This window comes from Pararhizobium polonicum (genome assembly GCF_001687365.1).
In the GTDB taxonomy this organism is placed as follows: Bacteria; Pseudomonadota; Alphaproteobacteria; order Rhizobiales; family Rhizobiaceae; genus Pararhizobium; species Pararhizobium polonicum.
This window is the reverse complement of sequence record NZ_LGLV01000020.1, coordinates 131,840-156,030: the sequence shown is the minus strand read 5'-3', so window position 1 is coordinate 156,030 and position 24,191 is coordinate 131,840. Positions and strand designations below refer to the sequence as shown.

At 61.2% G+C, this 24,191-nt stretch carries 19 protein-coding genes and 1 riboswitch; of the genes, 7 read left to right on the top strand and 12 right to left on the bottom strand.

Annotated elements, in window-relative coordinates; all coding sequences use genetic code 11:
* Positions 1-129: 129 nt before the first annotated feature.
* Positions 130-217, top strand: a riboswitch (glycine riboswitch).
* Between the two features lie 143 nt (positions 218-360).
* Genes gcvT through gcvP form a run of 3 tightly spaced genes read left to right on the top strand, consistent with a single transcriptional unit; the run spans position 361 to position 4,743 of the window.
* Positions 361-1,500, top strand: a complete 1,140-nt coding sequence (gene gcvT / locus ADU59_RS27310) for a glycine cleavage system aminomethyltransferase GcvT (protein WP_068958632.1) — start codon at positions 361-363, stop codon at positions 1,498-1,500.
* Between the two features lie 16 nt (positions 1,501-1,516).
* Positions 1,517-1,879 carry a glycine cleavage system protein GcvH gene (gene gcvH / locus ADU59_RS27305; RefSeq protein WP_068958590.1) on the top strand — a complete coding sequence of 121 codons (363 nt, stop codon included), beginning with the start codon at positions 1,517-1,519 and terminating at the stop codon, positions 1,877-1,879.
* Entirely contained in the window at positions 1,879-4,743 is a 2,865-nt protein-coding gene (gene gcvP, locus ADU59_RS27300) for an aminomethyl-transferring glycine dehydrogenase (protein ID WP_068958588.1), read from the top strand. The genes gcvH and gcvP overlap by 1 nt, the downstream gene beginning before the upstream one ends.
* A 92-nt stretch (positions 4,744-4,835) precedes the next feature.
* On the opposite strand, the gene ADU59_RS27295 is transcribed toward gcvP, so the two are convergent.
* The 9 genes from ADU59_RS27295 to ADU59_RS27255 all read right to left on the bottom strand — a co-directional run bounded on the left by ADU59_RS27295 (position 4,836) and on the right by ADU59_RS27255 (position 14,231).
* Positions 4,836-6,716 (bottom strand): PAS domain S-box protein, encoded by a 1,881-nt coding sequence (locus ADU59_RS27295; RefSeq protein ID WP_068958586.1) that lies wholly within the window; start codon positions 6,714-6,716, stop codon positions 4,836-4,838.
* A 125-nt stretch (positions 6,717-6,841) separates the two neighbouring features.
* Complete coding sequence (gene sufA / locus ADU59_RS27290) at positions 6,842-7,234, bottom strand: Fe-S cluster assembly scaffold SufA (protein WP_068958584.1); 393 nt, start codon at positions 7,232-7,234, stop codon at positions 6,842-6,844.
* 89 nt (positions 7,235-7,323) lie between these two features.
* Complete coding sequence (locus ADU59_RS27285) at positions 7,324-7,704, bottom strand: SUF system Fe-S cluster assembly protein (protein WP_037095546.1); 381 nt, start codon at positions 7,702-7,704, stop codon at positions 7,324-7,326.
* A gap of 10 nt (positions 7,705-7,714) precedes the next feature.
* Positions 7,715-8,956, bottom strand: a complete 1,242-nt coding sequence (locus tag ADU59_RS27280) for a cysteine desulfurase (protein WP_068958582.1) — start codon at positions 8,954-8,956, stop codon at positions 7,715-7,717.
* A gap of 13 nt (positions 8,957-8,969) precedes the next feature.
* A complete protein-coding gene (gene sufD / locus ADU59_RS27275) occupies positions 8,970-10,244 on the bottom strand; it encodes a Fe-S cluster assembly protein SufD (protein ID WP_068958580.1) in 1,275 nt (424 codons plus the stop codon).
* 12 nt (positions 10,245-10,256) lie between these two features.
* Positions 10,257-11,012, bottom strand: coding sequence for a Fe-S cluster assembly ATPase SufC (sufC, locus tag ADU59_RS27270; RefSeq protein WP_060640908.1), 756 nt, complete (start codon positions 11,010-11,012; stop codon positions 10,257-10,259).
* A gap of 74 nt (positions 11,013-11,086) precedes the next feature.
* Positions 11,087-11,446: an ADP-ribosylation/crystallin J1 gene (locus tag ADU59_RS27265; RefSeq protein WP_068958578.1), complete on the bottom strand. Its 360-nt coding sequence runs from the start codon at positions 11,444-11,446 to the stop codon at positions 11,087-11,089.
* A gap of 2 nt (positions 11,447-11,448) precedes the next feature.
* Positions 11,449-12,918, bottom strand: coding sequence for a Fe-S cluster assembly protein SufB (gene sufB, locus ADU59_RS27260; protein WP_068958576.1), 1,470 nt, complete (start codon positions 12,916-12,918; stop codon positions 11,449-11,451).
* Positions 12,919-13,064: 146 nt separating this feature from the next.
* The gene (locus ADU59_RS27255; RefSeq protein WP_068958574.1) at positions 13,065-14,231 is read right to left on the bottom strand and encodes a cysteine desulfurase family protein; all 1,167 of its coding nucleotides are present in this window, start codon (positions 14,229-14,231) and stop codon (positions 13,065-13,067) included.
* A 225-nt stretch (positions 14,232-14,456) separates the two neighbouring features.
* Here ADU59_RS27255 and ADU59_RS27250 point away from each other — a divergent pair, with 225 nt between their 5' ends.
* Positions 14,457-15,134 (top strand): alpha/beta hydrolase, encoded by a 678-nt coding sequence (locus ADU59_RS27250; RefSeq protein WP_037159929.1) that lies wholly within the window; start codon positions 14,457-14,459, stop codon positions 15,132-15,134.
* A gap of 65 nt (positions 15,135-15,199) precedes the next feature.
* On the opposite strand, the gene ADU59_RS27245 is transcribed toward ADU59_RS27250, so the two are convergent.
* Both ADU59_RS27245 and ADU59_RS27240 read right to left on the bottom strand, forming a co-directional pair.
* Complete coding sequence (locus ADU59_RS27245; RefSeq protein WP_244506524.1) at positions 15,200-16,420, bottom strand: GGDEF domain-containing protein; 1,221 nt, start codon at positions 16,418-16,420, stop codon at positions 15,200-15,202.
* 100 nt (positions 16,421-16,520) lie between these two features.
* Complete coding sequence (locus tag ADU59_RS27240) at positions 16,521-17,675, bottom strand: anhydro-N-acetylmuramic acid kinase (RefSeq protein ID WP_068958572.1); 1,155 nt, start codon at positions 17,673-17,675, stop codon at positions 16,521-16,523.
* A 131-nt stretch (positions 17,676-17,806) separates the two neighbouring features.
* On the opposite strand from ADU59_RS27240, the gene tyrS reads away from it, so the two are divergent.
* Positions 17,807-19,060 carry a tyrosine--tRNA ligase gene (tyrS, locus tag ADU59_RS27235; RefSeq protein WP_068958570.1) on the top strand — a complete coding sequence of 418 codons (1,254 nt, stop codon included), beginning with the start codon at positions 17,807-17,809 and terminating at the stop codon, positions 19,058-19,060.
* A gap of 52 nt (positions 19,061-19,112) precedes the next feature.
* Here the strand turns inward: tyrS and ADU59_RS27230 are convergent, their stop codons facing one another.
* Positions 19,113-22,508 (bottom strand): YhdP family protein, encoded by a 3,396-nt coding sequence (locus ADU59_RS27230; RefSeq protein WP_068958568.1) that lies wholly within the window; start codon positions 22,506-22,508, stop codon positions 19,113-19,115.
* A gap of 359 nt (positions 22,509-22,867) precedes the next feature.
* Between ADU59_RS27230 and ADU59_RS27225 the strand changes: the two genes are divergently transcribed.
* Both ADU59_RS27225 and ADU59_RS27220 read left to right on the top strand, forming a co-directional pair.
* On the top strand, positions 22,868-23,356 hold the full coding sequence (locus ADU59_RS27225; protein WP_193427107.1) for a peroxiredoxin: 489 nt from the start codon (positions 22,868-22,870) through the stop codon (positions 23,354-23,356).
* Positions 23,353-24,180 (top strand): ferritin-like domain-containing protein, encoded by an 828-nt coding sequence (locus ADU59_RS27220; RefSeq protein WP_068958566.1) that lies wholly within the window; start codon positions 23,353-23,355, stop codon positions 24,178-24,180. The genes ADU59_RS27225 and ADU59_RS27220 overlap by 4 nt, the downstream gene beginning before the upstream one ends.
* Positions 24,181-24,191: the final 11 nt, after the last annotated feature.

Genomic DNA, 24,191 nt, shown 5'->3' with positions numbered 1-24,191 from the left:
CCCTCACCGGCAAAAAAGCAAAGGCTGTTTTTCCGCGCCGAGCCACCGAGCTGAAACAGCGACGACAAAAATCTGTTCGGACGCGACATTTTGGGCTTGCCAAGCCGCGGGCATCGCCGTTATCTGAAATCGATCTTGTTGGGAGAATCCGGTTCATACCGGTGCCGAAGGAGCAACCGCCCCGGAAACTCTCAGGCCAATGGACCAGCAAGGTGCCGGTAGGACTCTGGAGAGAAGCATTTCCGCTCGCCGAAGGGATAACAATCTCAGGCAAAGGGACAGAGGGGGCTCGAGGAAACGACGCACGAAATGCGCCGTGGAGATGAGCCGGCGCCTGTGCGCCAGACCTGGAGACCGGATTTGGACGATCATTCCCCTTTGAAACAGACGCCGCTGCATGCGCTGCACGTGTCGCTCGGTGCCCGCATGGTGCCGTTTGCCGGCTATGACATGCCGGTGCAATATCCGGCCGGTGTCATGAAGGAGCATCTTCATACCCGCTCCGCTGCCGGATTGTTCGATGTCTCCCATATGGGCCAGATCATCCTCAAGCCAAAATCCGGGCGAATCGAAGACGCAGCCCTTGCGCTGGAAACGCTGGTGCCGGTCGATGTGCTGGGCCTCGCTGAAGGCCGCCAGCGTTACGGGCTTTTCACCAATGACACGGGCGGCATTCTCGACGACCTGATGATTGCCAATCGCGGCGACCATCTCTTTCTCGTCGTCAATGCATCCTGCAAGGACGAAGACTTCGCGCATCTGCAAAAGAACCTCGGCGGGACCTGCGATCTCACCCTGCTCGATGATCGCGCACTGATCGCTCTGCAAGGGCCGCGGGCCGAATGCGTTCTGGCCGAACTCTGGGCCGATATCGCCACCATGCGCTTCATGGACGTCGCCGAAGCCGAGCTGCACGACGTGCCCTGCATCATTTCGCGCTCCGGCTATACCGGCGAGGACGGTTTCGAGATCTCCATTCCTGCCTCCTCTGCGGAAGATGTCACACGCCGGATCCTCGAGCACCCCGATGTCATGCCGATCGGTCTTGGCGCGCGCGATTCCCTGCGTCTCGAAGCCGGGCTGTGTCTCTACGGAAACGACATCGATACCGGAACGACGCCAGTTGAGGCTGCGCTCGAATGGGCGGTGCAGAAAGCCCGCCGGACGGATGGTGCGCGCGCAGGCGGCTTCCCCGGTGCTGATATCATCCTGCGCCAGCTCGCCCATGGTGCCGGGCGCCGCCGTGTCGGCCTGAAGCCGGAAGGCAAGGCGCCGGTGCGCGGCGGCGCACCGCTTTTTGCCGATGCCGAGGGAAAATCTCCCATTGGCACCGTAACCTCTGGCGGTTTTGGCCCGAGCGCCGATCATCCCGTCGCCATGGGCTATGTCGATACCGCCCATACCGCCAATGGCACCCCAGTTTTCGCCGAGGTGCGCGGAAAATATCTGCCCGTCACCATCGCCGCCCTGCCCTTCGTGACCCCGACCTACAAACGCTGATCTGGAGCTGAACCCCATGCTGAAATTTACCGACGAACATGAATGGCTGAAAATCGAGGGTGATGTCGCAACGGTCGGCATTACCGCCCATGCCGCCGAACAGCTCGGCGACCTGGTTTTCGTGGAACTTCCCGAAACCGGATCGAACCTCGACAAGGGCGCAACCGCTGCCACCGTCGAATCCGTCAAGGCGGCGTCCGACGTCTATTGTCCGCTGGATGGCGAGATCACCGAGACCAATCAGGCGATCGTCGACGATCCGTCGCTGGTCAACAGCGATCCGCAAGGGGCCGGCTGGTTCTTCAAGCTGAAGCTTTCCGATCCGTCCGCCGTCAACGCCCTTCTGGACGAAGCCGCCTACAAGGAGCTGATCGCCTGATGAGCATGCCGAAAGACTTCACCTTCACCGACTACCAGCCCTATGATTTCGCCAACCGGCGTCATATCGGCCCCTCGCCCGACGAAATGGCCGAGATGCTCAAGGTCATCGGCTATCCCAATCTCGATGCCATGATCGACGACACCGTTCCGCCGTCGATCCGCCAGAAGACCCCGCTCGCCTGGGGCGCTGCCATGACCGAGCGCGAAGCGCTCGACAAGATGCGTGAGACGGCCAACCGCAACAGGAAGCTCGTCTCGCTGATCGGCCAGGGTTATTACGGGACGATCACGCCACCGGTCATCCAGCGCAACATTCTCGAAAACCCGGCCTGGTATACGGCCTATACGCCCTACCAGCCGGAAATCAGCCAGGGCCGGCTCGAAGCGTTGCTCAACTACCAGACCATGGTCTGCGACCTGACCGGCCTCGACGTCGCCAATGCGTCGCTGCTCGACGAAGCAACCGCTGCCGCCGAAGCCATGGCGATGGCCGAGCGTGTGTCTAAATCCAAGGCAAAAGCCTTCTTCGTTGACGAGAATTGCCACCCGCAGACGATCGCCCTGCTCAAGACCCGCGCCGAGCCGCTCGGCTGGTCGATTGTCATCGGCAACCCGTTTGCCGATCTCGATCCGGTCGATGTCTTCGGCGCAATCTTCCAGTATCCCGGCACCTACGGCCATGTTCACGATTTCACCGGCCTGATCGCACGGCTGCACCAGACCGGCGCCATCGCCACGGTCGCGGCCGATCCCTTGGCACTGGCGCTCCTCAAGTCGCCGGGCGAAATGGGTGCCGATATCGCCATCGGCTGCACCCAGCGCTTCGGCGTGCCGGTCGGCTATGGCGGCCCGCACGCCGCCTATATGGCCGTCAAGGATGCCTACAAGCGCTCCATGCCGGGCCGCCTTGTCGGCGTCTCTGTCGACAGCCGCGGCAACCGGGCCTACCGCCTGTCGCTGCAGACCCGCGAGCAGCATATCCGCCGCGAAAAGGCCACGTCGAATATCTGCACCGCACAGGTGCTTCTCGCCGTCATGGCGTCGATGTACGCCGTCTTCCACGGCCCCAAGGGCATCAAGGCGATCGCCCAGAGCGTTCATCAGAAAGCCGTCCTGCTGGCGCTCGGCCTGGAAAAGCTCGGCTTCAAGGTCGAGCCGGATACCTTCTTCGATACGATCACCGTCGATGCCGGCAAGCTCCAGGGCATCATCCTGAAGACGGCCGTTGCCGAAGACGTCAACCTGCGCCGGATCGGCACCACGAAGATCGGCATCAGCCTTGACGAGCGCTCGCGGCCGGTGACGCTCGAAGCCGTCTGGCGGGCCTTCGGCGGCGATTTCACCGTCGAAGATTTCGAGGCCGGCTATCGCCTGCCGGAATCTCTTCTGCGCACCAGCGAATACCTGACGCATCCGATCTTCCATATGAACCGGGCGGAAAGCGAGATGACCCGCTATATCCGCCGGCTGTCGGACCGGGATCTGGCGCTCGACCGCTCGATGATCCCGCTCGGCTCCTGCACGATGAAGCTCAACGCGACAGCCGAAATGCTGCCGATCACCTGGCCGGAATTCTCCGAAATCCATCCCTTCGTGCCCGCCGATCAGGCCGAAGGCTATCGCCACATGATCACCGACCTCAGCCAGAAGCTTTGCCAGATCACCGGTTATGATGCGGTTTCCATGCAGCCGAACTCGGGTGCGCAGGGCGAATATGCCGGGCTTCTGACGATCCGTGCCTATCACCTTACCAATGGCGACGATCATCGTGACGTCTGCCTGATCCCGACCTCGGCGCACGGCACCAACCCGGCGTCGGCCCAGATGGCCGGCATGAAGGTCGTCGTCGTCAAGGTTAGCGACAATGGCGATATCGACATGGAAGATTTCCGAGCAAAAGCAGAGCAGTATGCGGAAAACCTCTCGTGCTGCATGATCACCTATCCGTCGACGCATGGCGTCTTTGAGGAAAATGTCCGCGAGGTCTGCGACATCGTCCATAAGCATGGCGGTCAGGTTTATCTCGACGGGGCCAACATGAACGCCATGGTCGGCCTCGCCCGTCCCGGCGATATCGGCTCCGACGTCAGCCACCTCAACCTGCACAAGACCTTCTGCATCCCGCATGGCGGCGGCGGCCCGGGCATGGGCCCGATCGGCGTCAAGGCGCACCTGGCGCCCTACCTGCCCGGCCATCCGGAAACCGACGGCGGCGAAGGTGCCGTCTCGGCTGCTCCCTTCGGCTCGGCCTCCATCCTGCCGATCTCCTGGAGCTACTGCCTGATGATGGGCGGCGAAGGCCTGACGCAGGCAACCAAGGTGGCGATCCTCAACGCCAACTACATCGCCGCACGGCTGAAGGGCGCCTATGATGTGCTCTACAAGTCGGCCAAGGGCCGCGTCGCGCATGAGTGCATCGTCGATACCCGCCCACTGGTCGAAAGCGCCGGCGTCACCGTCGATGACGTCGCCAAGCGCCTGATCGACTGCGGCTTCCATGCGCCGACGATGAGCTGGCCGGTCGCCGGCACGCTGATGATCGAGCCGACGGAATCGGAAACCAAGGCCGAGCTCGACCGCTTCTGCGATGCCATGCTGGCGATCCGCGCCGAAGCGCAGGCAATCGAGGACGGCAAGATGGACCGGGTGAACAATCCGCTGAAGAACGCCCCGCATACGGTGGAAGACCTTGTCGGCGATTGGGATCGCCCCTATTCGCGCGAACAGGCCTGCTACCCGCCGGGCGCCTTCCGCGTCGACAAATACTGGTCACCGGTCAACCGCGTCGATAACGTCTATGGCGACCGCAACCTCGTCTGCACCTGCCCGCCGCTTGAGGATTATGCCGAGGCGGCCGAATAGCGTGAAACACGAGTGGCGCGCATGACGAAATGCGCGCCACCCAGATCATTATTGGCGGCAATCCGGTCGTCACCCGGTTTCCCAAGCGTGTCCTACATGCCACCGGATTGCCGCATGTCCGGAAGGGTCAGGACGAACCGCGCACCGTGCGTGAATGTCGTGTCGAGCTCGATGGCACCGTTGTGGCTCTCGGCAATCCGTTTTGCCAGCGCCAGGCCGATGCCGGTCCCCTGATAGACGGCTTCATCCCTGTGCAGGCGCTGGAAGACATCGAAAATCTTCTTTGAAAACCGCGGATCGATACCGATGCCGTTGTCCTGAAAATAGACCCGGATCGCGTCCTCGTCCTGTTCGGCATAAATCCTGATAAGAGGGCTGACGTCCTCCCTGCGGTATTTGATGGCATTGCCGATCAGGTTCTGACAAAGGCGCTTGAGCAATTCGGGATCGCCCTTCACCTGCGGCAAAGGCGAAAATTCGATGCTGGCTTCGGCTTCGCGGATGAAGCTGTCGAGATTGAGGATCGCATCGGAAATCACGTCGGACAGCGATACGGTCTGCCAGTTGCCGATCTGGTCGGCGATCTGGGCATAGTCGAGAAGACTGTCGATCAACCGGTCCATCCGCCCGGCGCTCTGACGCAGATGCCCGGCGTAGAGCGGAACGTCTGCGAGATTTCCGTTGGCGACATCCTCGCTGATCATTTCGGAAAACATCGACATGTGGCGCAGCGGCGCCTTCAGGTCATGCGAAACGGTTCCGGTGAACTGATTGAGGGCCTCGTTCTTGCGCCGGAGTTCGGCGCTCTGCTGGGCGATCCGGGCCTGTTGCCGCTTCAATTCCGTGATGTCGCGTCCGACGGTGATATATTCGATCAGTTTGTGTCCGTCGTAGATGGCCATGTTCGACCAGAAGATCCAGAAGTCGCTGCCATCGGCCAAATACCGGCGCTGTTCACGGGTGACCATCGGGGTCTCTGGAGAAAGACTGCCGAGAATCTGCGCGAGCCGCGCTCGATCGTTTTCGGGAACGAAATCCAGGCATAGCCGACCGATCAGGGCCTCGTCCGGCAAGCCGATGAACTGGGCGAACCGCTCGTTGACGAAGGTATATTTCAAATCCCCGGAAATACGGGTGATGAAGTCAGGGATGTTCTGGACCAGCGTGTAATATTCCAGCCGCTGCCGGTCCAGCGCCAGCTCTGCTTCCTTCAGTTCGGTCACGTCGATCAGCAGCATGACGGTATTGCCGTCCACAGCTTTCAGGCTCTCGACCTGCAGCCACCGCCCATCGGCGGAAGGAAAAACCTGCGCCCTACCGCCCGGATGGCGAAAGTCCTCGAGCCGGCTTTCGATCCATGCCGCAGCATCCGGCGAGCCCGCCGTCACAAAAGGATCGCTGCCGGATTCGTGCACTGCCACGAGGATTTCCTGCGCGGTCATGCCGGCCTGAAGACCGTGACCGGCCGTACCGAGCATCCGGCGATAGGCTTCATTGAAAGCGATGATTTTTTCGTGCCCGTCAAAAATGGCAAACCCTTCGGGGATCGCCTGCAGGGCTGCATTGAGCATGTCGGCCGTTTTCTTTCGCTCCCTGTCGAGCGCGAGAATATCGGAGATATCGTGCACGACGCCGATAAAGCCCTGCACCGCGCCGTCGTCCCCGATCACCTCGGTCAGGCGAAGGCGGGCGGAAAATATCGAGCCGTCCTTGCGGCTATACTGATAGACGCCCTCGGAAACGGCATCGCCGGCGGACTTGCCCAGATCCCGGCTGAGGCATGCTTCATAGTCCGCGTCCGAGGCATAGAGTATCCGCGCCGGCAGACCGCCGATCTCGGCTGGTGTGTAACCGAACTGCCTGGAGGTCGCAGAATTGGCTCCAATAATGATCCGCCCGGAATCGACGATGACCACAGGATCGGGAAAGCTGTCGTAAAGAGCCTGGACGAAATGTTTCTGCGCAATCGGCATCGCGATACCCGATCCATGCCCCAGCCGCCTTTTGTCAGCACGGCATAAAAACAGAAAAAGAGACTGGCGCAAACCAATCTCTTTCCGAATGCGCAAGATGTGACCGCGCCATGGCGGCGGAACCGTTAGCCGGCTCGCACGACCGCATCGCCCTTCGCTGCCAGAGCTGCAAGGTCCGCGGGCTTCAATTCGACGGATTCGCCGCAGCCGCAGGCCGATGTCTGGTTCGGGTTGTTGAAGGTAAAGCCCGAGCGCAGGGTCGTGACCTCGAAATCCATCCGGGTTCCAAGCAGGTAGAGAACAGCTTCGGGAGCGACCCAGACCTTGGCGCCCTGATGCTCGACCAGATCGTCTTTCGGGTTGGCTGTGCTCACCAGATCGATGGCATATTCCATGCCAGCGCATCCGCCCTTCTTGATCCCGACACGAATGCCTTCGGCCTCGCCACCGGCATTCTCGACGATCGCCTTGACGCGGCCTGCCGCCGCATCGCTCAAACTCATGACTGCAAAGCCCATCGGCCATTCTCCTTATGCGACCAGGTTCAAGGCCTGACGCTTTCCGAGTCCAGAATGTAATGCGTGGCGGTTAAGGGATCAATACGCGATCAGTACCAGCCGACGGCAACCTGCGCCTCTTCCGACATGCGGTCGGGTGTCCACGGCGGATCGAAGGTCATCGACACCTCGACGCCGGAGACACCTTCGACGGCACCCACGGCGTTTTCCACCCAGCCCGGCATTTCGCCGGCCACCGGGCAGCCGGGCGCGGTCAGCGTCATGGCGATCTTGACCATGCGATCGTCTTCGATATCGATCTTGTAGATCAGCCCGAGTTCGAAAATATCGGCCGGGATTTCCGGGTCGTAGACGGTCTTCAGTGCCGAAATGACGTCATCGCTAAGCCGGGCGAGTTCGTCCGCCGGAATGGCGGAATGAACGATCCCTTCGCGGACGTCGATCTTGTCTTCAGTCGTATCAAGGCTCATCAGACTATCCTTACGCAAAGAATTTGCGGGCTTGGTCGAGCGCGTCGGCAAGCACATCCACCTCGGCCCGCGTATTGTAGAGCCCGAAGGATGCACGGCATGTGGAGGTCACGCCGAAGCGTTTCAAGAGCGGCTGGGCGCAATGTGTGCCGGCCCTGACCGCCACCCCGGCCCGATCGATCACCATCGAGACGTCATGCGCGTGGATTCCTTCCAGTTCGAAGGAGAAGATACCACCTTTGCCGGGCGCCGTCCCGATGATGCGCAGCGAGTTGATCGACGACAGACGCTCGTGCGCATAGGCGGCCAGATCCGCTTCATGGGCGGCGATCGCCGCGCGGCCGACATTGTCCATGTAGTCCAGCGCATAACCAAGGCCGATCGCCTGGACGATCGGCGGCGTTCCGGCTTCGAAACGGTGCGGCGGATCATTGTAGGTGACGCCATCCTGCGTCACCTCGACGATCATCTCGCCGCCGCCCATGAAGGGGCGCATTTCCTTGAGGCGGTCCGTCTTGCCGTAGAGCACTCCGATGCCGGACGGGCCGTAGAGCTTGTGGCCGGTCATGACGTACCAGTCGCAATCGATGTCCTGAACATCGACCGGCATGTGAACGGCAGCCTGGCTGCCGTCGATCAGCACCGGAATGCCACGCTCGCGGGCGATGCGGCAGATTTCCTTGACGGGAACGACGGTGCCCAGCGCATTCGACATATGGGTAATGGCGATCAGCCTGGTCTTGTCCGTCAGGCATTTGACGAAATCGTCGATATGGAACACGCCCTGATCGTCGACCGGCGCCCAGACCAGCTTGGCACCCTGGCGCTCGCGGATGAAATGCCACGGCACGATATTGGAATGGTGCTCCATGATCGAGATGACGATTTCGTCATCCGCGCCGATCTTCGGCATGCCGTAGCCGTAGGCCACCGTGTTGATCGCCTCGGTTGAGGATTTGGTGAAGACGATATTGTCGACCGAGGGGGCGTTCAGAAAGCGGCGCACCTTTTCGCGTGCGGCCTCATAGGCATCCGTCGCGGCATTCGACAGGAAATGCAGGCCGCGATGAACGTTGGCATATTCGTTGGAATAGGCATGGCTGACGGCGTCGATGACCACCTGCGGCTTCTGCGCCGAGGCGCCGTTATCGAGATAGACGAGCGGCTTGCCGTAGACGGTCCGCGACAGGATCGGAAAATCCCTGCGGATCGCTTCGACGTCATAGGCGGGCACCGGCACCGTGTGTTCCATGTCCATTATCCAATCAGGCGTGCTTCTCGAGCCACGTTGCGATGATCGCTTCCAGCGGCTCGGTCACCGTCTCGTCTTCCAGCTCCTCGACGATCTCGTCGACAAAGGCGTTGACCAGCATGGCCCGCGCCTTGTTTTCCGGAATGCCGCGGGCACGCAGGTAGTAGAGATGCGTCGGGTTGATATCGATGACGGTGGCGCCGTGGCCGCACTGAACGTCGTCGGCAAAGATTTCCAGCTCGGGCTTCGCCGAAAAATCGGCGTCGTCGGAGAGCAGCAGCGTGTTGCACGCCATCTTCGCGTCGGTCTTCTGCGCGTCGGGAGCAACCCGGATCTGGCCCTGGAACACGCCCTTGGCGCGGTCGAACAGCACGTTACGGATGACTTCCGTCGATGTCGTGTTCGGTACGTCGTGACCGAGTGTGAAGGTCACGTCGGTGTGCGTTTCGCCGCCAAGCAGATTGATGCCGCGCAGTTTGAAGTCGGCGCCTTCGCCGGTGGTGACGCCGTGGACTTCCTGACGCACCAGCTTGCCGCCGGCATTGATGACGAACAGCCTGAGCTTGGCATTGGTGCCGAGATCGAAATTGACCTGGGCGAGATGGCTGTCGCTGGCCCCCTGCTGCTGCAGGATGATCCAGGTGATCTCGGCCTCGTCATCGAGAATGAGATCGCTGACCACAGTCACGAGGCTGGCGCCATCGCTGACCGAGAGATGGCGCTCGATGACCGTTGCCTTCGAATTGGCGCCGAAGGTGACCGGGAAGCGCGAATGGCTCTGACCGGCGCTCTGCACCAGCTGAAGTTCGAGCGGTCGTTCGAGTTCGGTGCCTTCCGGCACCTCGATTTCGAAGCCGTCGCGCACGAAGCTGCCGTTGATGCGGCCGATGGCATCTTCCTGGTCGCGTTCGACGAGATCTGCGGCGGCAACGCCGTCGATCAGGCTTTCGCGGTAGGTCCGCACATTGATGCCGGCCGGTGCGCCCTTGGCGTCGGCCTTGCCGTTGAGGACCGTCAGCACGGACGAGCCGGCGACCAGCGGATCGACCTTTTCGGCAAACGCTGTCGGGTCAAACGCCGGAACAGCACGCAACAGCGCACGCAGGTCGGTATAGTGCCAGGATTCGACCCGCCGTGTCGGCAGGCCCTGCTTCTTCAGGTCGGCCAGCAAAGTGTCGCGGGCCGACAGCACGGCGCCTTCGCCGGGCAGATCGCCGATCTCGGCGGTATAGGCATCGACAAGGGCCGTCTCGGCGGCCGTCATCGTGATTGCCGTTTGCATGTTCATCCCTGGCACTCCTCAGGCCGCCGCATCGATGATGTCGGCATACCCATTGGCTTCGAGGTCAAGCGCCAGCGACTTGTCGCCGGACTTGATGATCTGTCCCTTGTAAAGAACATGGACGCTATCCGGCACGATATATTCGAGCAGGCGCTGATAGTGGGTGATGACGATCACCGCACGATCAGGCGAACGCAATGCGTTGACGCCGTCCGAAACGATCTTCAGCGCGTCGATATCGAGACCGCTGTCGGTTTCGTCCAGCACGCAAAGCTTCGGCTCCAGCAGCGCCATCTGCAGGATTTCGGCGCGCTTCTTCTCGCCGCCGGAAAAACCGACATTGAGGGGGCGCTTGAGCATATCCGGGTTGATCTGCAGCTTGGCGGCAGCTTCCTTGACGCGGCGGATGAAATCCGGCGTCGAAAGCTCGTCTTCGCCGCGATACTTGCGCTGCTCGTTGAGCGCCACCTTGAGGAACTGCATGGTGGCGACACCCGGGATTTCGACCGGATACTGGAACGCAAGGAAGATCCCCTTGGCGGCGCGCTCGGACGGGTCGAGTTCGAGAATGCTCTCGCCGTTGTAAAGGATATCGCCTTCGGTCACTTCGTAATCGCTGCGGCCCGAGAGGATGTAGGACAGCGTCGACTTGCCGGAGCCGTTCGGGCCCATGATGGCCGCCACTTCGCCGGCTTTCACAGTCAGGTTCAGACCACGAATGATCTCGGTGCCGTCTTCGGCGATGCGGGCATGGAGGTTTCTGATTTCAAGCATGTAAATCTTCCTAGCGTATCGGCTCGAATATGCGGGCGAGCCTTTCAAACGTGGCCTCTCGGCCTGCTGTGTTTTCAATCCGAAGGCAGGAACTGCTGAGTTACCGCAATCGATCCAACGATATTGCGATTAAACTCTTCCAGTTCCTCCGCCGGTACCCAAAGCTCTTCATGTTCGCGACCGCCAACAATCTTTCGATCGAATTTGGCGGCATATTCGGCATTCACTTCGAACCGCGTCACATAGCCATGCCGGGATCCTGTTTTTGTATTCCAGTCCCGAGCAATCTGCGCCGCATAACCTTCATTCGTGACCGGATAGAAAATCGGCTGATCCGGCAAACGTGGCGGGAAAGCTTTCCAACCAGCAGTTTCTATCAGCTCAAGTTCCTCCAACCCCACAGGTCGAAACAGAACAATCGTCGCATCTGACATCGTTAGCCCACAGAGCCTTCCAGCGAAATCCCGATCAGCTTCTGCGCTTCGACCGCGAATTCCATCGGCAGTTCCTGGATGACTTCCTTGACGAAGCCGTTGACGATCAGCGCGATCGCCGCTTCCGTCGGAATGCCACGCTGCAGGCAGTAGAACAGCTGGTCCTCGGAAATCTTCGACGTCGTCGCCTCATGCTCGAACTGCGCCGAGGAGTTGCGCGCCTCGATATAGGGCACGGTATGCGCACCGCACTTGTCGCCGATCAGCAGGCTGTCGCACTGGGTAAAGTTGCGGGCGTTCTCCGCCTTGCGGTGGGTCGAGACCTGACCGCGATAGGTGTTCTGCGAAACGCCGGCCGCGATCCCCTTGGAGACAATGCGGCTCGACGTGTTCTTGCCGAGATGGATCATCTTGGTGCCGCTGTCGATCTGCTGGTGACCGTTGGAGACGGCGATCGAATAGAATTCGCCGCGCGAACCATCGCCGCGCAGAATGCAGGACGGGTATTTCCAGGTGATCGCCGAGCCGGTTTCGACCTGCGTCCACGAAATCTTCGAGTTCTTGCCACGGCAATCGCCGCGCTTGGTGACGAAGTTGTAGATGCCGCCCTTGCCGTTCTTGTCGCCCGGATACCAGTTCTGGACGGTCGAATACTTGATCTCGGCATCGTCAAGAGCCACCAGTTCGACCACCGCCGCATGCAGCTGGTTTTCGTCGCGCTGCGGCGCCGTGCAGCCTTCGAGGTAGGAGACATAGGCATTGTCTTCGGCAATGATCAGCGTGCGCTCGAACTGGCCGGTGCCCTTTTCGTTGATCCGGAAATAGGTCGACAGTTCCATCGGGCAGCGAACGCCCTTCGGCACGAACACGAACGAGCCGTCGGTGAATACGGCCGAGTTCAGCGTCGCATAATAGTTGTCGGTCGTCGGAACGACGGTCCCGAGGTATTTCTTCACGAGATCGGGATGCTCGCGGATGGCTTCCGAGATCGACATGAAGATAACGCCGGCCTTCTTCAGCTCTTCCTTGAAGGTCGTCACGACCGAAACGGAATCGAACACGGCATCGACGGCAATCCGCGACGTCTTCACGCCGGCCAGGATTTCCTGCTCGCGCAAGGGAATGCCGAGCTTTTCGTAGACCTTCAGAAGCTCCGGATCGACATCATCGATCGACGTCGGGCCCGGCGTGCTCTTCGGAGCCGCATAGAAGGAGATTTCGTTGAAATCGATCTTCGGATAGCTGACCCGCGCCCAGTTCGGCTCTTCCAGCGTCAGCCAGCGCCGATACGCTTCCAGACGCCATTCGAGCATCCAGTCCGGTTCGTTCTTCTTTGCCGAAATGAAGCGGATGATCTCTTCGGACAGGCCCTTGGGGGCCTTGTCCATTTCGATCATGGTCTCAAATCCGTATTTGTACTGGTCCACATCGATCAGGGCGACCTGATCGATTGTTTCCTGCACAGCAGCCATGTCGTTCTCCAATCTCGCCGGATCCAAGGTCCGGCAGCTTGTCAGTACGATACAATGTTCGTTGTATCGCCTATGTAGTGGGCTTTAGGGGCATTTTCACCCCGTTTGCCAAGTGGAAAATTCAATTTCCGCCATTTTATTCACCGTCAGGCGGCCGCACCTGAAAGCCTGCGCCGCGCCGCGATCCTTGCAAAGACATCTGCGCATCGATCGATCTCGGCCGATGTCGTCGACGGTCCGATCGAAATACGCAAGGCACCGTGCCGGGGATCATGCCCCATCGCCGACAGCACATAGCTCTGGCCGACCTTGCCGGACGAGCAGGCAGAACCCGCCGAAAGGGCCACCCCTTCGAGATCGAAGGCGATCTGTCCGGTCTCGGATTTGAGGCCCGGCAGCGTGAAGAAACATGTATTGCCGATGCGCTCGATGTCGCGGCCATGGATGATGACGTCCGGTGCCGCTGCGATCATCGCCGCCTCCAGCCGGTCACGCATCGCCGACACGGCGGCGATCCGCTGCTCGAGACCGTCAACGGCAGCCTGCGCCGCCGCGCCAAATCCGGCGATCGCGGCGGGGTTTTCCGTGCCCGAACGATGGCCCTTCTCTTGGCCGCCGCCACGGATCAGCGCCGCCGGCATCAGAATTTCGCCACGCGCAACCAGCGCGCCGCCACCCTTGGGGCCGCCGATCTTGTGTGACGAGACGATCAGGAAATCCGCCCCGAGATCTTCGATCGACAACGGCAAACGCCCGGCAGCCTGCACGGCATCAACGACGAGAAGACCGCCCACTGCCTTGACGAGACGCGAGACGTCGGCAATCGGCTGGACGATGCCCGTTTCGTTATTGGCAAGCATGACGGCGACCATCGGCAGGCCGGATTGACGGTCATGCGCCGCCAGTGCCGCTTCGAGGGCCGCAAGGTCGATGGTGCCGGCGGATGTCACGGCAATTTCGCTGATGTCGTCCTTGCCGAAACGGCCACCCTCGCGAATGGCGGGATGCTCGATCGCCGAGATATAAAGGCGGCCGATCGTCAGCGGCGTCTTGCCCATGCGGAAATCCGGTGTCAGCACCCAATTGGCTGCCTCGGTCGCCCCGCTGGTGAAAATCACACTGGCCGGCTGGGCGCCGCAAAGGGCCGCGACATCCCGCCTGGCATTTTCGATCAGTGTGCGGATTTTGCGGCCTTCGCCGTGAACCGACGACGGGTTACCGGCAAGATCAAGCGCGGACAGGCATGCCGCACGCGCTGCCGGCAGCAGCGGCGCAGTGGCGTTCCAATCCATATAGATGCGCTCTTCTTTCATGGTCCCTTGCCAAAGAATGCCCGGTTGCCATGTTAAAGGCAGCGGCCGGTGCATTTTCCTTGAAATTTTCGCTTCGCTTGCCGTAAGAGACGACACTCGCCACGGAAAGCCCGTGTCAAAGTTTTGAATGGTTCTAAACTGCGTTCTAAAAAAGCTGAGTGCTTTCGTCAAGACTGCTTAGCTTCGGAAACGTTTTTTAATGCCATAAACATGCCCGGAGAGCCAATGCCCGAAATTATCTTCAACGGACCCGCCGGTCGCCTCGAAGGCCGTTACCAGCCGTCCAAGCAGAAGAATGCCCCGATTGCCATCGTCCTGCATCCGCATCCGCAATTCGGCGGCACGATGAACAACCAGATCGTCTACCAGCTGTTCTACATGTTCCAGAAGCGCGGCTTTACCACGCTCCGCTTCAATTTCCGCTCGATCGGCCGCAGCCAGGGCGAATTCGACCACGGCGCCGGCGAGCTGTCCGACGCTGCCTCGGCGCTGGACTGGGTGCAGAGCATGCATCCGGATTCCAAGAGCTGCTGGGTTGCCGGCTATTCGTTCGGCTCGTGGATCGGCATGCAGCTTCTGATGCGCCGCCCGGAGATCGAAGGCTTCATGTCGATCGCGCCGCAGCCCAACACCTACGATTTCTCGTTCCTGGCGCCCTGCCCTTCGTCCGGCCTGATCATCAACGGCGATCTCGACAAGGTAGCGCCGGAAAAGGATGTCAACACGCTGGTCGACAAGCTGAAGGCCCAGAAGGGTATCCTGATCACCCACAAGACCGTGCCGGGTGCCAATCACTTCTTCAACGGCCAGGTCGACACGCTGATGGCCGAATGCGAGGATTATCTCGACCGGCGGCTGAACGGTGAATTGACGCCGGAACCGGCGGCAAAGCGCATCCGCTAATATCCGTTGATATCCATGCGAAAAGGCCGGTCATTCCGGCCTTTTTCTATTGCGCATCGATTGTATCAGGCCTGTGCCTGCCATTCTTCCGGGCCTGTTGCCGTTGCACGGCGCATCCGGTTGACGCGGTTACGGCCACTGTTCTTGGCATCGTAAAGAGCTGCGTCCGCCCCGTTGATGGCATCGGCAATCGAATCCTCCCCCGCCGCAAGCGCACAGACGCCAAAGCTCGCCGTCAGCCGGACCGTATCCGGCAAGCCCGGAAACGCCAGCGCCGAAAAGCTGTTGCGCAGGCCTTGTGCGAAAAGATAGCCGGTCGTCTCGCCGGTCGACGGCAGGAAGATCGCGAACTCCTCGCCGCCGAAACGCGCGCAGATCGCCTCCGGCGGCGCGTGCTCCTTCAGCATCCGGCCGAGCGATACGATGACCTGGTCGCCGGCGGTATGCCCATAGGTGTCGTTCACGGCCTTGAAGTGGTCGAGGTCGCAGAGAATGATGCAATGCGGATAGGCCGGAACGGGGCGCGACAGGATCCGGCTCACGTGCCCGTTGAAGCCACGCCGGTTGAAAAGCCCCGACAGCGGATCGATTTCCGAATTCGCCCTGGCATCGTCCATGATCTCGACGACGATGACGGCCAGCAGTGTCAGTCCTGTCGAGACGACCAGCACGGCGCTCAGGCTTTGCGAAACCAGCGCATAGGTGCTGGCAAGATAGGCCTGCGCCGTTGCGCCGCCGCTGAATTCGACGGAGAAATAGATCTTGCTGGCAAAATTCGCAGCCGTGAGCAGCAGCAATCCGATCAGGATCCGGTCCGCCGTCTCGCGGCGGCCGGACCGGTAGACCGCGCCGGCACAGATCAGCTCCGCGATCGCGAACGGCAACTGGTAGCCGAGCGAATGGGAGAACGTGCCGCGTGGCAGGTCATAGATCATCAGATTGAGAGGCAGCGAAATGCCGAGAATCCCCGCCATCGCCCAAAGGTTCGACGGAACGCCATAGAGACGCCCGATGCCGACGCGAATCATCAAAATTGCGGAGAGCACGGCGCTGAACGCCCCGAAACTCGCGAGCCGGTCAAAATCGGCATAACGGATGACGACCTCGCATATCGCCGAAAGCGAGGCGACGGCGAAAGCAGCGGCAAACCAGCGTCCGGCAGACGGAATACGGCTGCGCCTGGAGATGACGAGAAAAAACGCACAGAAAAGCTGCGCTATCAGGAAATTGACCGTCAGAAGGAAAAGCGCGCCGTTCATCTCGATGTCCGTTCCGGGCGCACGCATTCTGCACGCCCCGCTCCCGTCATGCCGTACTCGCCCCATCGCGGATGGATAAGACATCGCGGCCTGACCGGAATGCTACCCGTTTCGCGCAAAAGAACCGTTAATCGGCGTTCGGACGCGCAGTCTCGCCGGGCATGTTGAGGACACCGCCGGTGACCGGTTTCGTCACGCCCGTCGTGCCGGGAAATGTCAGGGGCAGTCCTTCGAGGGAACGAACGGCGAGATAGGCCCATGCTTCCGCTTCCATGGCGTCGCCGTCCAGCCCGGCCTCTTCAGCCGCGATGACCGATGCCTGCTCCGCCAAGGCAAGCTCGGCCAGATCGCGCATGATGATCCGGTTCAGCCGCCCGCCGCCGCAGATGATATAGGTACCCGGACGCATGGACAGATGCTGCGACGATTTGAGGATGGCGGCTGCCGTTACGTAAGCAAGCGTCCGCGCGCCGTCTTCGAGGCTTGCGTCGGCACCGGCCGGCGGCGAAAAATCGTTGCGGTCGAGGGAGCGGCGCCTGGTTCCGGTAAAGAACGGGTTCGCCAGATAGCGCTCCGCCAGACCGGCAAGGACACGTCCTTCGCTGGCGATCATGCCGCCCTGGTCGTAGGGAATGCCCGCATGCGCCTCGACCCATTGATCGATCAGCGTATTGCCCGGCCCGCTGTCGAACGCGGCAACCTGCCCATCCGTGCCGACAAACGTGAGATTGGAGATGCCGCCGATATTGACGAACACCACCGGCCGCCGAGAACGCAGATTCTCCGGCAAGCCGGCAGCAAGGGCCGCATGATAGGCCGGGATCAGCGGTGCGCCCTGCCCGCCATGCACCATGTCGTTGGCGCGCATATCGTGGACGACGGTGATGCCGGTTTCACGCGCCAGCAGGGCACCATCACCGAGTTGCACGGTCAAGGCCGCGTCCGGACGGTGCAGGACCGTCTGGCCGTGGAAACCGATTACATCAATATCCGCCGCCTGCAGATTGTTTTTAATGAGGAAACCCTGCACGGCCTCGGCATGACGCAACGTCAGCTCGTTCTCGACAGCCGCCAGGCTGCCCGGCCGTTCGTCTCGCCGCGTGATCGCCTTTGCGTCCTCCAGCGCCTGCTTGAGGCGATCGCGGAACTTTGCGTCATAGGCAATCCCCTGCGCCGGGCCGCGCTCGACGACGTCACGTCCATCGGTTCGAACCAGCGCGATATCGATGCCGTCCATGCTCGTGCCGCTCATCAGCCCGATCGCCGTCTTCATTTCCGCCATGCCGAACTCAACTCCCCAGCAAACATTCCCGACGCAAACAGGTGCACTTTTCAAGAAACAGTGCTAAACGCCGCGCAAATATCCAGCAAGCACTCATTCCGATCGAAACAGCCCACCGAAAGAGACAGGTCATGTCCGAGTTCAAGTCCGATTTCCTTCACACCCTCCAGGAACGTGGCTTCATCCACCAGACGTCCGACAATGCCGGACTGGATGCACTGTTCAGCAAGGAAACCGTGACGGCCTATATCGGATTCGACCCGACGGCGCCCAGCCTGCATGCCGGCGGCCTGATCCAGATCATGATGCTACACTGGATGCAGGCGACCGGTCACCGGCCGATCTCGCTGATGGGCGGCGGCACCGGCATGGTCGGCGATCCGTCCTTCAAGGACGAGGCACGGCAATTGATGACGCCGGCCACGATCGCCTCTAACATTGCCAGCATCAAGTCGGTCTTCTCCAACTACCTGACCTATGGAGATGGACCGAAGGACGCGCTGATGATCAACAATGCCGACTGGCTGCTCGGCATCAATTATCTCGAATTCCTGCGCGACGTCGGCCGCCATTTCTCGGTCAACCGGATGCTGGCCTTCGACAGCGTCAAGACGCGCCTGGACCGTGAACAGTCGCTGTCGTTCCTTGAGTTCAACTACATGATCCTCCAGGCCTACGATTTCGTCGAGCTTTACAAGCGGACCGGCTGCCGGCTGCAGATGGGCGGATCGGACCAGTGGGGCAATATCATCAACGGCATCGACCTCGGTCACCGCATGGGCACACCGCAGCTCTATGCACTGACCTCGCCGCTATTGACCACGTCGTCGGGCGCAAAGATGGGCAAGTCCGTCAACGGCGCCATCTGGCTCAACCCGGACATGATGTCGGCCTATGATTTCTGGCAGTACTGGCGCAACACCGAGGATGCGGACGTTTTGCGCTTCCTGAAGCTCTACACCACCCTGCCGATGGACGAGATCGCACGCCTGTCGCAGCTTGGCGGCGCTGAGATCAACGAGGTCAAGAAGATCCTGGCAACCGAGATCACCGCTATGCTGCACGGCCGCGCCGCTGCGCAAGAGGCGGCGGAAACGGCACGCAAGACCTTCGAGGAAGGCGCAATTGCCGAAAACCTCCCCTCCATCGACGTACCGGCGGCAGAGCTTGAGGCCGGTATCGGTATTCTCGCGCTGTTCGTCCGTGCCGGCCTGGCGGAATCCAACGGCAAGGTGCGGCAGTTCCTGAAGGATGGTGCGGTCCGCATCAATGACACGGTGGTTAGCGACGACCGGCAGTTGATCGGCACCGGCGATGTCACCGCGGATGGCGTCGTCAAGCTGTCGCTCGGCAAAAAGAAGCACATTCTCGTGCGGCCGGCCTGATCGTCCAGCCTCTTGAGCAAGAGTTGAAACCGGCGGCGTTCCCGCCGGTTTTTTATTGGAATTCGAAGATGCTACGGAAAACGCCGGGTGCGATGATCGACAGCGGGTTGATCGTCAGGTTTGGCTTCGCAAACGGTCCCACCAGCTTGAAGGTGATCCCGAGCAATCCCCGATCCCGGCCATTGCCGAGAAGCACGCCGATCAGCGGCAATTCGCCGAACAGCCGGTTGAGCCCATAGGCCGGCATGAATGTGCCGGTCATGTCCATATTGCCGTTCTTGTCGCGCACGGTCCCCTGGAAGGTCGCACCGATATCCGTGCCGCGCACGACCCCGCCCTCGACCGCAACCGATCCGTTGTCGAGCATGACATTGGCATAACCGCGCTCGAAGCGGGCCGAACTGACGTCGATCTCCTTCTTCACCGCCTGGTTCAGGCTTCGGCCGTCACTGCCCGCCGGGGTGGAAACGATGGATTGCAACCTTGCTTCGTTCACCAGCGAGAACTTGCGGATGTCGATATTGCCGCGCCAGGAACTGCCGCCGCGATCGCGCAGTTTCAGATTGAGCAACCCGCCGCGCATGTTGCTGTAGATGTTGGCAAAGCGCGCCAGAGAGCCGGCATCGCCGCTGGTCAGTTCCAGGGTATTGTCCGCGCCACTCTTCGTCAGCTTCGCAACGACGGCCTGCCCGCTGTCGGTGATGGCGGACAGGTCGAGCGCGTCGATCTGGCTGCCTCTGGCGGTGTAATTCAGATTGAAATTGGAGAGCGTCTCGGAGTGGAACCCGGTCACCTGCTGGAGGTTTGCATCGATGACGACCCGCTTGCCGTCTCCACCACTATTGTCACCCGACGCATTGCGCTGGCTTTCGATAACCGGCCGCAAATCGGCGGAGCGGCCGCTGGCGCTGACCGAAAAGCCACCTTTCTGCCGCTTGATGTTGACCGCGTAGTCGTCGCCCTTGGTGAGCTGCACCGAAGAAAACGCACCTGAGCTCAGGCCCGACTTGTCGAGCACCAGCGCGCCGCTGGCGCCAAAACTGTCGCCGCTCAGTTTCAGGTCATCGATTTGCGTGACACCGTCTGTGGTCGAGGCGGAAAACGTCGCCTTCGCGCCGATCCCCGCGCCCTTCGCCCAGCCGATCCACGGCAGCGAAATCGACGCATTGCCGAGATCCGCCGAAACCGTATGCCGATTCTTTTCATCGATCAGGATGTCCAGCGCGACCGGCCCGCTGATAATCCCCGCAAGGCCGGGTGCCAGTTTGGCAAGCTGCCCTTCCCTGAGTGTCCCGGAAACCTCGCGCTTGCGCGCGACGGTGCTGTTTGCCCCGACAGGCTCTACCAGCGAAATATCCATTATCCCGCCATCGATGTCGGCCTTGGCATCCAGCACCGCCTGTTGCGGATCGACCCTGAGCGTGCCCTTGATGTCGGAGATCGCACGCCCGGAGATGGGCTTGTTGACGGTCACGCCATTCAGCAGCATCTGCGCCTGCCATTGCGGCGGAGGCGGGTTCTGGGCTGTCACCAGGCCGAAGCGCGCGCCCACCTGCGCCGTCATCTCGCCTGAAAAATCCTCCGGCTTGAAGGGGGTGCGCTGCAGGGCGGCGATGGGCCGGTAGCTGACAAGCTCGGCGATCGCATCGGCCTGGCCGCCGACGTCGAGTTTCATCTCGGCGATCAGCGGCTTTTCGTAGGTATTGGGGATGACGAAATTGCCGCCATTCAGCGTAGCGGAGCGTCCGGACGGGAAATAGGCCGTTCCATGCGCGATCTCGACATCGAGATACTCGCCTTTCAGCTTGAAGGCTCCCGCGGCGTCGCGCAACGGCGGGATATCGCCCGCAAGGTTAACCCGGGCGTCGGCGATGTTGAACTGGACGCTCAATTCCTCGGCATTCAGATCGATCGGGCCGACCGTCCGCGTGATTCGTCCCATCGGCAGGAAGATTTCGATCTTGCCGTCCGTCACCGTGCCGCCGAAGATATTGTTGATCACCCAGCGGCGCGCGGTCTTTCCAACCCACCACGGCCAGAGCTGTTTGACGGCCGCAGATTGGATCTTGCTGGTGAGCAGGGCAAAGCTGATCTGTGGCGAGGTATCCCCGAACGTCATGGACAGCGACCCCGCCGCCGTGCCGAGCCCGCTCGACACAGTCAGCTCGTCGAACACCAGTTGATGGGTCTCGGAGAGGAAGCGCCCCTGCGCCTTGGCATCGAAGATCAGCGGCGCCTCGGTAACGTCGACGGGCGACGAACTGGCGGACTGCAGCAGAAGATCCAGCGAAAACCCCTTCTTGCCGGCCGCCGCCGCCGGATCGAGGTCGGCAATCGCGCCGGTAAAGGGAAAGCTCGATCGGCCGACCCGCACCATCGACGGCAGGATCTCGATCCTCTCGCGGGCAAAATCATAGGTGACGTTGAGTTCGGAGGGCTTGAGTTCCGACGAAAAGCCGCCAGCGTCAAAGACGCCTTCGGCGGACCGGCCGTTCAAGCGCAACGTCGGCACCGTACCCTCGGCACCACGTGTCGCCGTGATGTTCAGATCGGCGCTGCTCCTGATCCCGAACGCAGGCTCCGTCCCGGTCTCATCGCGGTAAAGGAAAGCCGACAGCGGCAGGCTGTCGGCGGCACCGTTGAGGCTCATCACCCGGTCATTCTGCCTGTCGGCGCGAAGATGCAGTTCGGACGATTGCCCATCCACCGAGAAAATCCCGTCGATCTGCATGGAGCCGTTGGCGCCGCTTTTGAAATCCACCGATTCCACAATCACGGGAACGACACGCAGGCGAGGACCGACGAAAGACAATTGCAGGTCGGCAAGCCGCACGGTTTCGGTGTTGCTGCGGCCGATCAGTTGCGCGATACTGTCTATCTGCTTGAAAACGACCTCCAGCCCACCGGCGACATCGGCGACGCGGATCGCCGTCAGATCGATCGGCTTGCCTTGCGGCAGCAGCGACGAATCCAGCGTCGCCCCTTCTGCCTCAAGCCGGGACACGGCAATGCGGCCGGTGATCAGGGCCAGCGGATCGAGCTCGATAAAGACGGAATTGGTGGTCACCAGCCGCTTGTTGGAAATGTTCTCGACCAGCGTCACGTCCTGCGCCTTCAGCGCCAGCGCACCGCTTGAGGTCACGCGCAACACGGTGCTGCCGACCTCCGCATGATAGTCTTCGCCGATCGCGCCGTTCAACGCTGTCTGCGCCCGCGCATTCAGCGATTCGTCCAGAAAGCCGCCCTCGATCACGGTCAGCAGTGCGGCGCCGAGAAGAAAGAAAATCGCAGCCATGACGATCGTCGTCATCACGACGATATGTGTCATGCTGCGCCGCTGCGGCGCATGAACGATACAGGGATCATGCGTCTGCGCCGAAGGCAGGGAATGCAGAACAACAATGTCTTCCTTGCGAAAAGAAACCTTTTCGCCGCGGATTTCATTCATCAGCGCCGGTGGCCTCCGGAATTGTGAAAAGAATCATGCGGTGTTTTTCCAATCTGCTGCCATTCCTCCTCGCGGCGTCAAGCGGCTATACGCGCCGCACGCCGCTCCGTGCATGGCTGATTTCACTCATCTTTTCGCCCATGAACGCCGAAGTTGCGACGCAACACCCACGGGCATTTGCGTTTGTTCCACAGTAGTTAAAGAAGGACTTCAGGGCAAATGATGTCTGCCCCCTTGCTCATCTTCGCTGTGCGATACACATCTCTCAACCGGCCCGATGCTGGACGCAGCCGGTTCGGATTGGATAAGCCTTCTTGCGACAACCGTTGCGGCAGATGCCCGAGAAAAAAGGAATAACCATGGCGAATTTGACCGAAGGCATGATTGCCCCGGATTTCACCCTGCCGCGCGACGGCGGCGCAGCCGTCTCGCTGTCGCAATTCAAGGGAAAGTCGGTGGTGCTTTTCTTCTATCCGAAGGACGACACCAGCGGCTGCACGGCCGAGTCGATCGCCTTTTCAGCACTGCTGAGCGCCTTTTCCGCCGCCAACGCGGTCGTTATCGGCGTGTCGCCCGATTCGGTGAAGAAACATGACAAGTTCGCCAAGAAATACGATCTCTCGGTCATCCTTGCCGCGGATGAGGAAAAGACCGTTCTGAATGCGTATGGCGTCTGGGTGGAAAAGAGCATGTACGGCCGCAAATATATGGGGGTCGAGCGGACGACCGTGCTGATCGGCGCCGATGGTCTCGTGCGGCGCGTCTGGGAAAAGGTAAAGGTCCCCGGCCATGCCGAAGAGGTGCTGGCGGCAGCCCAGGGCCTTGCGAACGGAAGCGACGGAAAATGACGGACCTGCCGGCGATCCACAGCCTGCGTGACGGCGCCGTTCGCGCCATCCGGGCTGCCGATCTGGATATCAAGACGTTGCTGACCCAGGAAACGGCCCGGCGCTGGAGCGAGCGCAGCCTGTCGCTGCGGTCGCCGCGCGACACGCCCATCGCAGACCGCCCCGGCAGGCCCGCAAAACCCGACCTCATCCCGCCGCGACAGATGCCGAAACGGGCGTTGACGACCGAGAAGGGACGGATCGCCCTTCTCCACGCCATCGCCCATATCGAGCTCAATGCCGTCGATCTGGCGCTCGATATCGTCGCGCGGTTTGCCAGCGAACCCGTGCCGAACTCCTTCTTCGACGGCTGGATGAAGGTCGCGTTCGAGGAAGCCAAGCATTTCCGCATGGTCCGCGATCGTTTGCGCCAGCTTGGCGCCGAGTATGGCGATCTGCCCGCCCATGACGGCCTGTGGCAGGCAGCCCACGACACCCGCAACGACCTCACCGCACGGCTGGCCGTCGTGCCGCTGATTCTCGAAGCCCGCGGCCTCGACGTGACGCCCGCCCTGCAGGCGAAGATGCGCGAGGCCGGCGATTTGGAAAGCGCTGCGGTGCTCGACGTGATCTATGAGGACGAAAAGGGCCATGTCGCCGTCGGCGCGAAATGGTTCCGCTTTCTCTGCGCCCGCCAGAAGAAAGATCCGGCAGCGGCGTTTCAGGCCCTGGTCAGGGCCAATTTCCGCGGCCCGCTGAAAGCGCCCTTCAACGATATCGCGCGCGCCGAAGCCGGCCTGACGCCATCGTTCTATCGCTCGATGACGGCATCGGTGAACACCTGAGCCGGCTGGCC

Excerpts from the sequence above, each read along its gene's own strand:
- sufD (WP_068958580.1), bottom strand. The coding sequence starts at position 10,244 with ATGAACATGCAAACGGCAATCACGATGACGGCCGCCGAGACGGCCCTT.
- gcvH (WP_068958590.1), top strand. The coding sequence starts at position 1,517 with ATGCTGAAATTTACCGACGAACATGAATGGCTGAAAATCGAGGGTGAT.
- ADU59_RS27245 (WP_244506524.1), bottom strand. The coding sequence starts at position 16,420 with ATGCGTGCGCCCGGAACGGACATCGAGATGAACGGCGCGCTTTTCCTT.
- sufB (WP_068958576.1), bottom strand. The coding sequence starts at position 12,918 with ATGGCTGCTGTGCAGGAAACAATCGATCAGGTCGCCCTGATCGATGTG.
- ADU59_RS27240 (WP_068958572.1), bottom strand. The coding sequence starts at position 17,675 with ATGGCGGAAATGAAGACGGCGATCGGGCTGATGAGCGGCACGAGCATG.
- tyrS (WP_068958570.1), top strand. The coding sequence starts at position 17,807 with ATGTCCGAGTTCAAGTCCGATTTCCTTCACACCCTCCAGGAACGTGGC.
- ADU59_RS27285 (WP_037095546.1), bottom strand. The coding sequence starts at position 7,704 with ATGAGCCTTGATACGACTGAAGACAAGATCGACGTCCGCGAAGGGATC.
- sufC (WP_060640908.1), bottom strand. The coding sequence starts at position 11,012 with ATGCTTGAAATCAGAAACCTCCATGCCCGCATCGCCGAAGACGGCACC.
- ADU59_RS27280 (WP_068958582.1), bottom strand. The coding sequence starts at position 8,956 with ATGGAACACACGGTGCCGGTGCCCGCCTATGACGTCGAAGCGATCCGC.
- ADU59_RS27225 (WP_193427107.1), top strand. The coding sequence starts at position 22,868 with ATGGCGAATTTGACCGAAGGCATGATTGCCCCGGATTTCACCCTGCCG.
- ADU59_RS27220 (WP_068958566.1), top strand. The coding sequence starts at position 23,353 with ATGACGGACCTGCCGGCGATCCACAGCCTGCGTGACGGCGCCGTTCGC.
- ADU59_RS27250 (WP_037159929.1), top strand. The coding sequence starts at position 14,457 with ATGCCCGAAATTATCTTCAACGGACCCGCCGGTCGCCTCGAAGGCCGT.
- ADU59_RS27255 (WP_068958574.1), bottom strand. The coding sequence starts at position 14,231 with ATGAAAGAAGAGCGCATCTATATGGATTGGAACGCCACTGCGCCGCTG.
- gcvP (WP_068958588.1), top strand. The coding sequence starts at position 1,879 with ATGAGCATGCCGAAAGACTTCACCTTCACCGACTACCAGCCCTATGAT.
- ADU59_RS27265 (WP_068958578.1), bottom strand. The coding sequence starts at position 11,446 with ATGTCAGATGCGACGATTGTTCTGTTTCGACCTGTGGGGTTGGAGGAA.
- ADU59_RS27295 (WP_068958586.1), bottom strand. The coding sequence starts at position 6,716 with ATGCCGATTGCGCAGAAACATTTCGTCCAGGCTCTTTACGACAGCTTT.
- sufA (WP_068958584.1), bottom strand. The coding sequence starts at position 7,234 with ATGGGCTTTGCAGTCATGAGTTTGAGCGATGCGGCGGCAGGCCGCGTC.
- ADU59_RS27230 (WP_068958568.1), bottom strand. The coding sequence starts at position 22,508 with ATGAATGAAATCCGCGGCGAAAAGGTTTCTTTTCGCAAGGAAGACATT.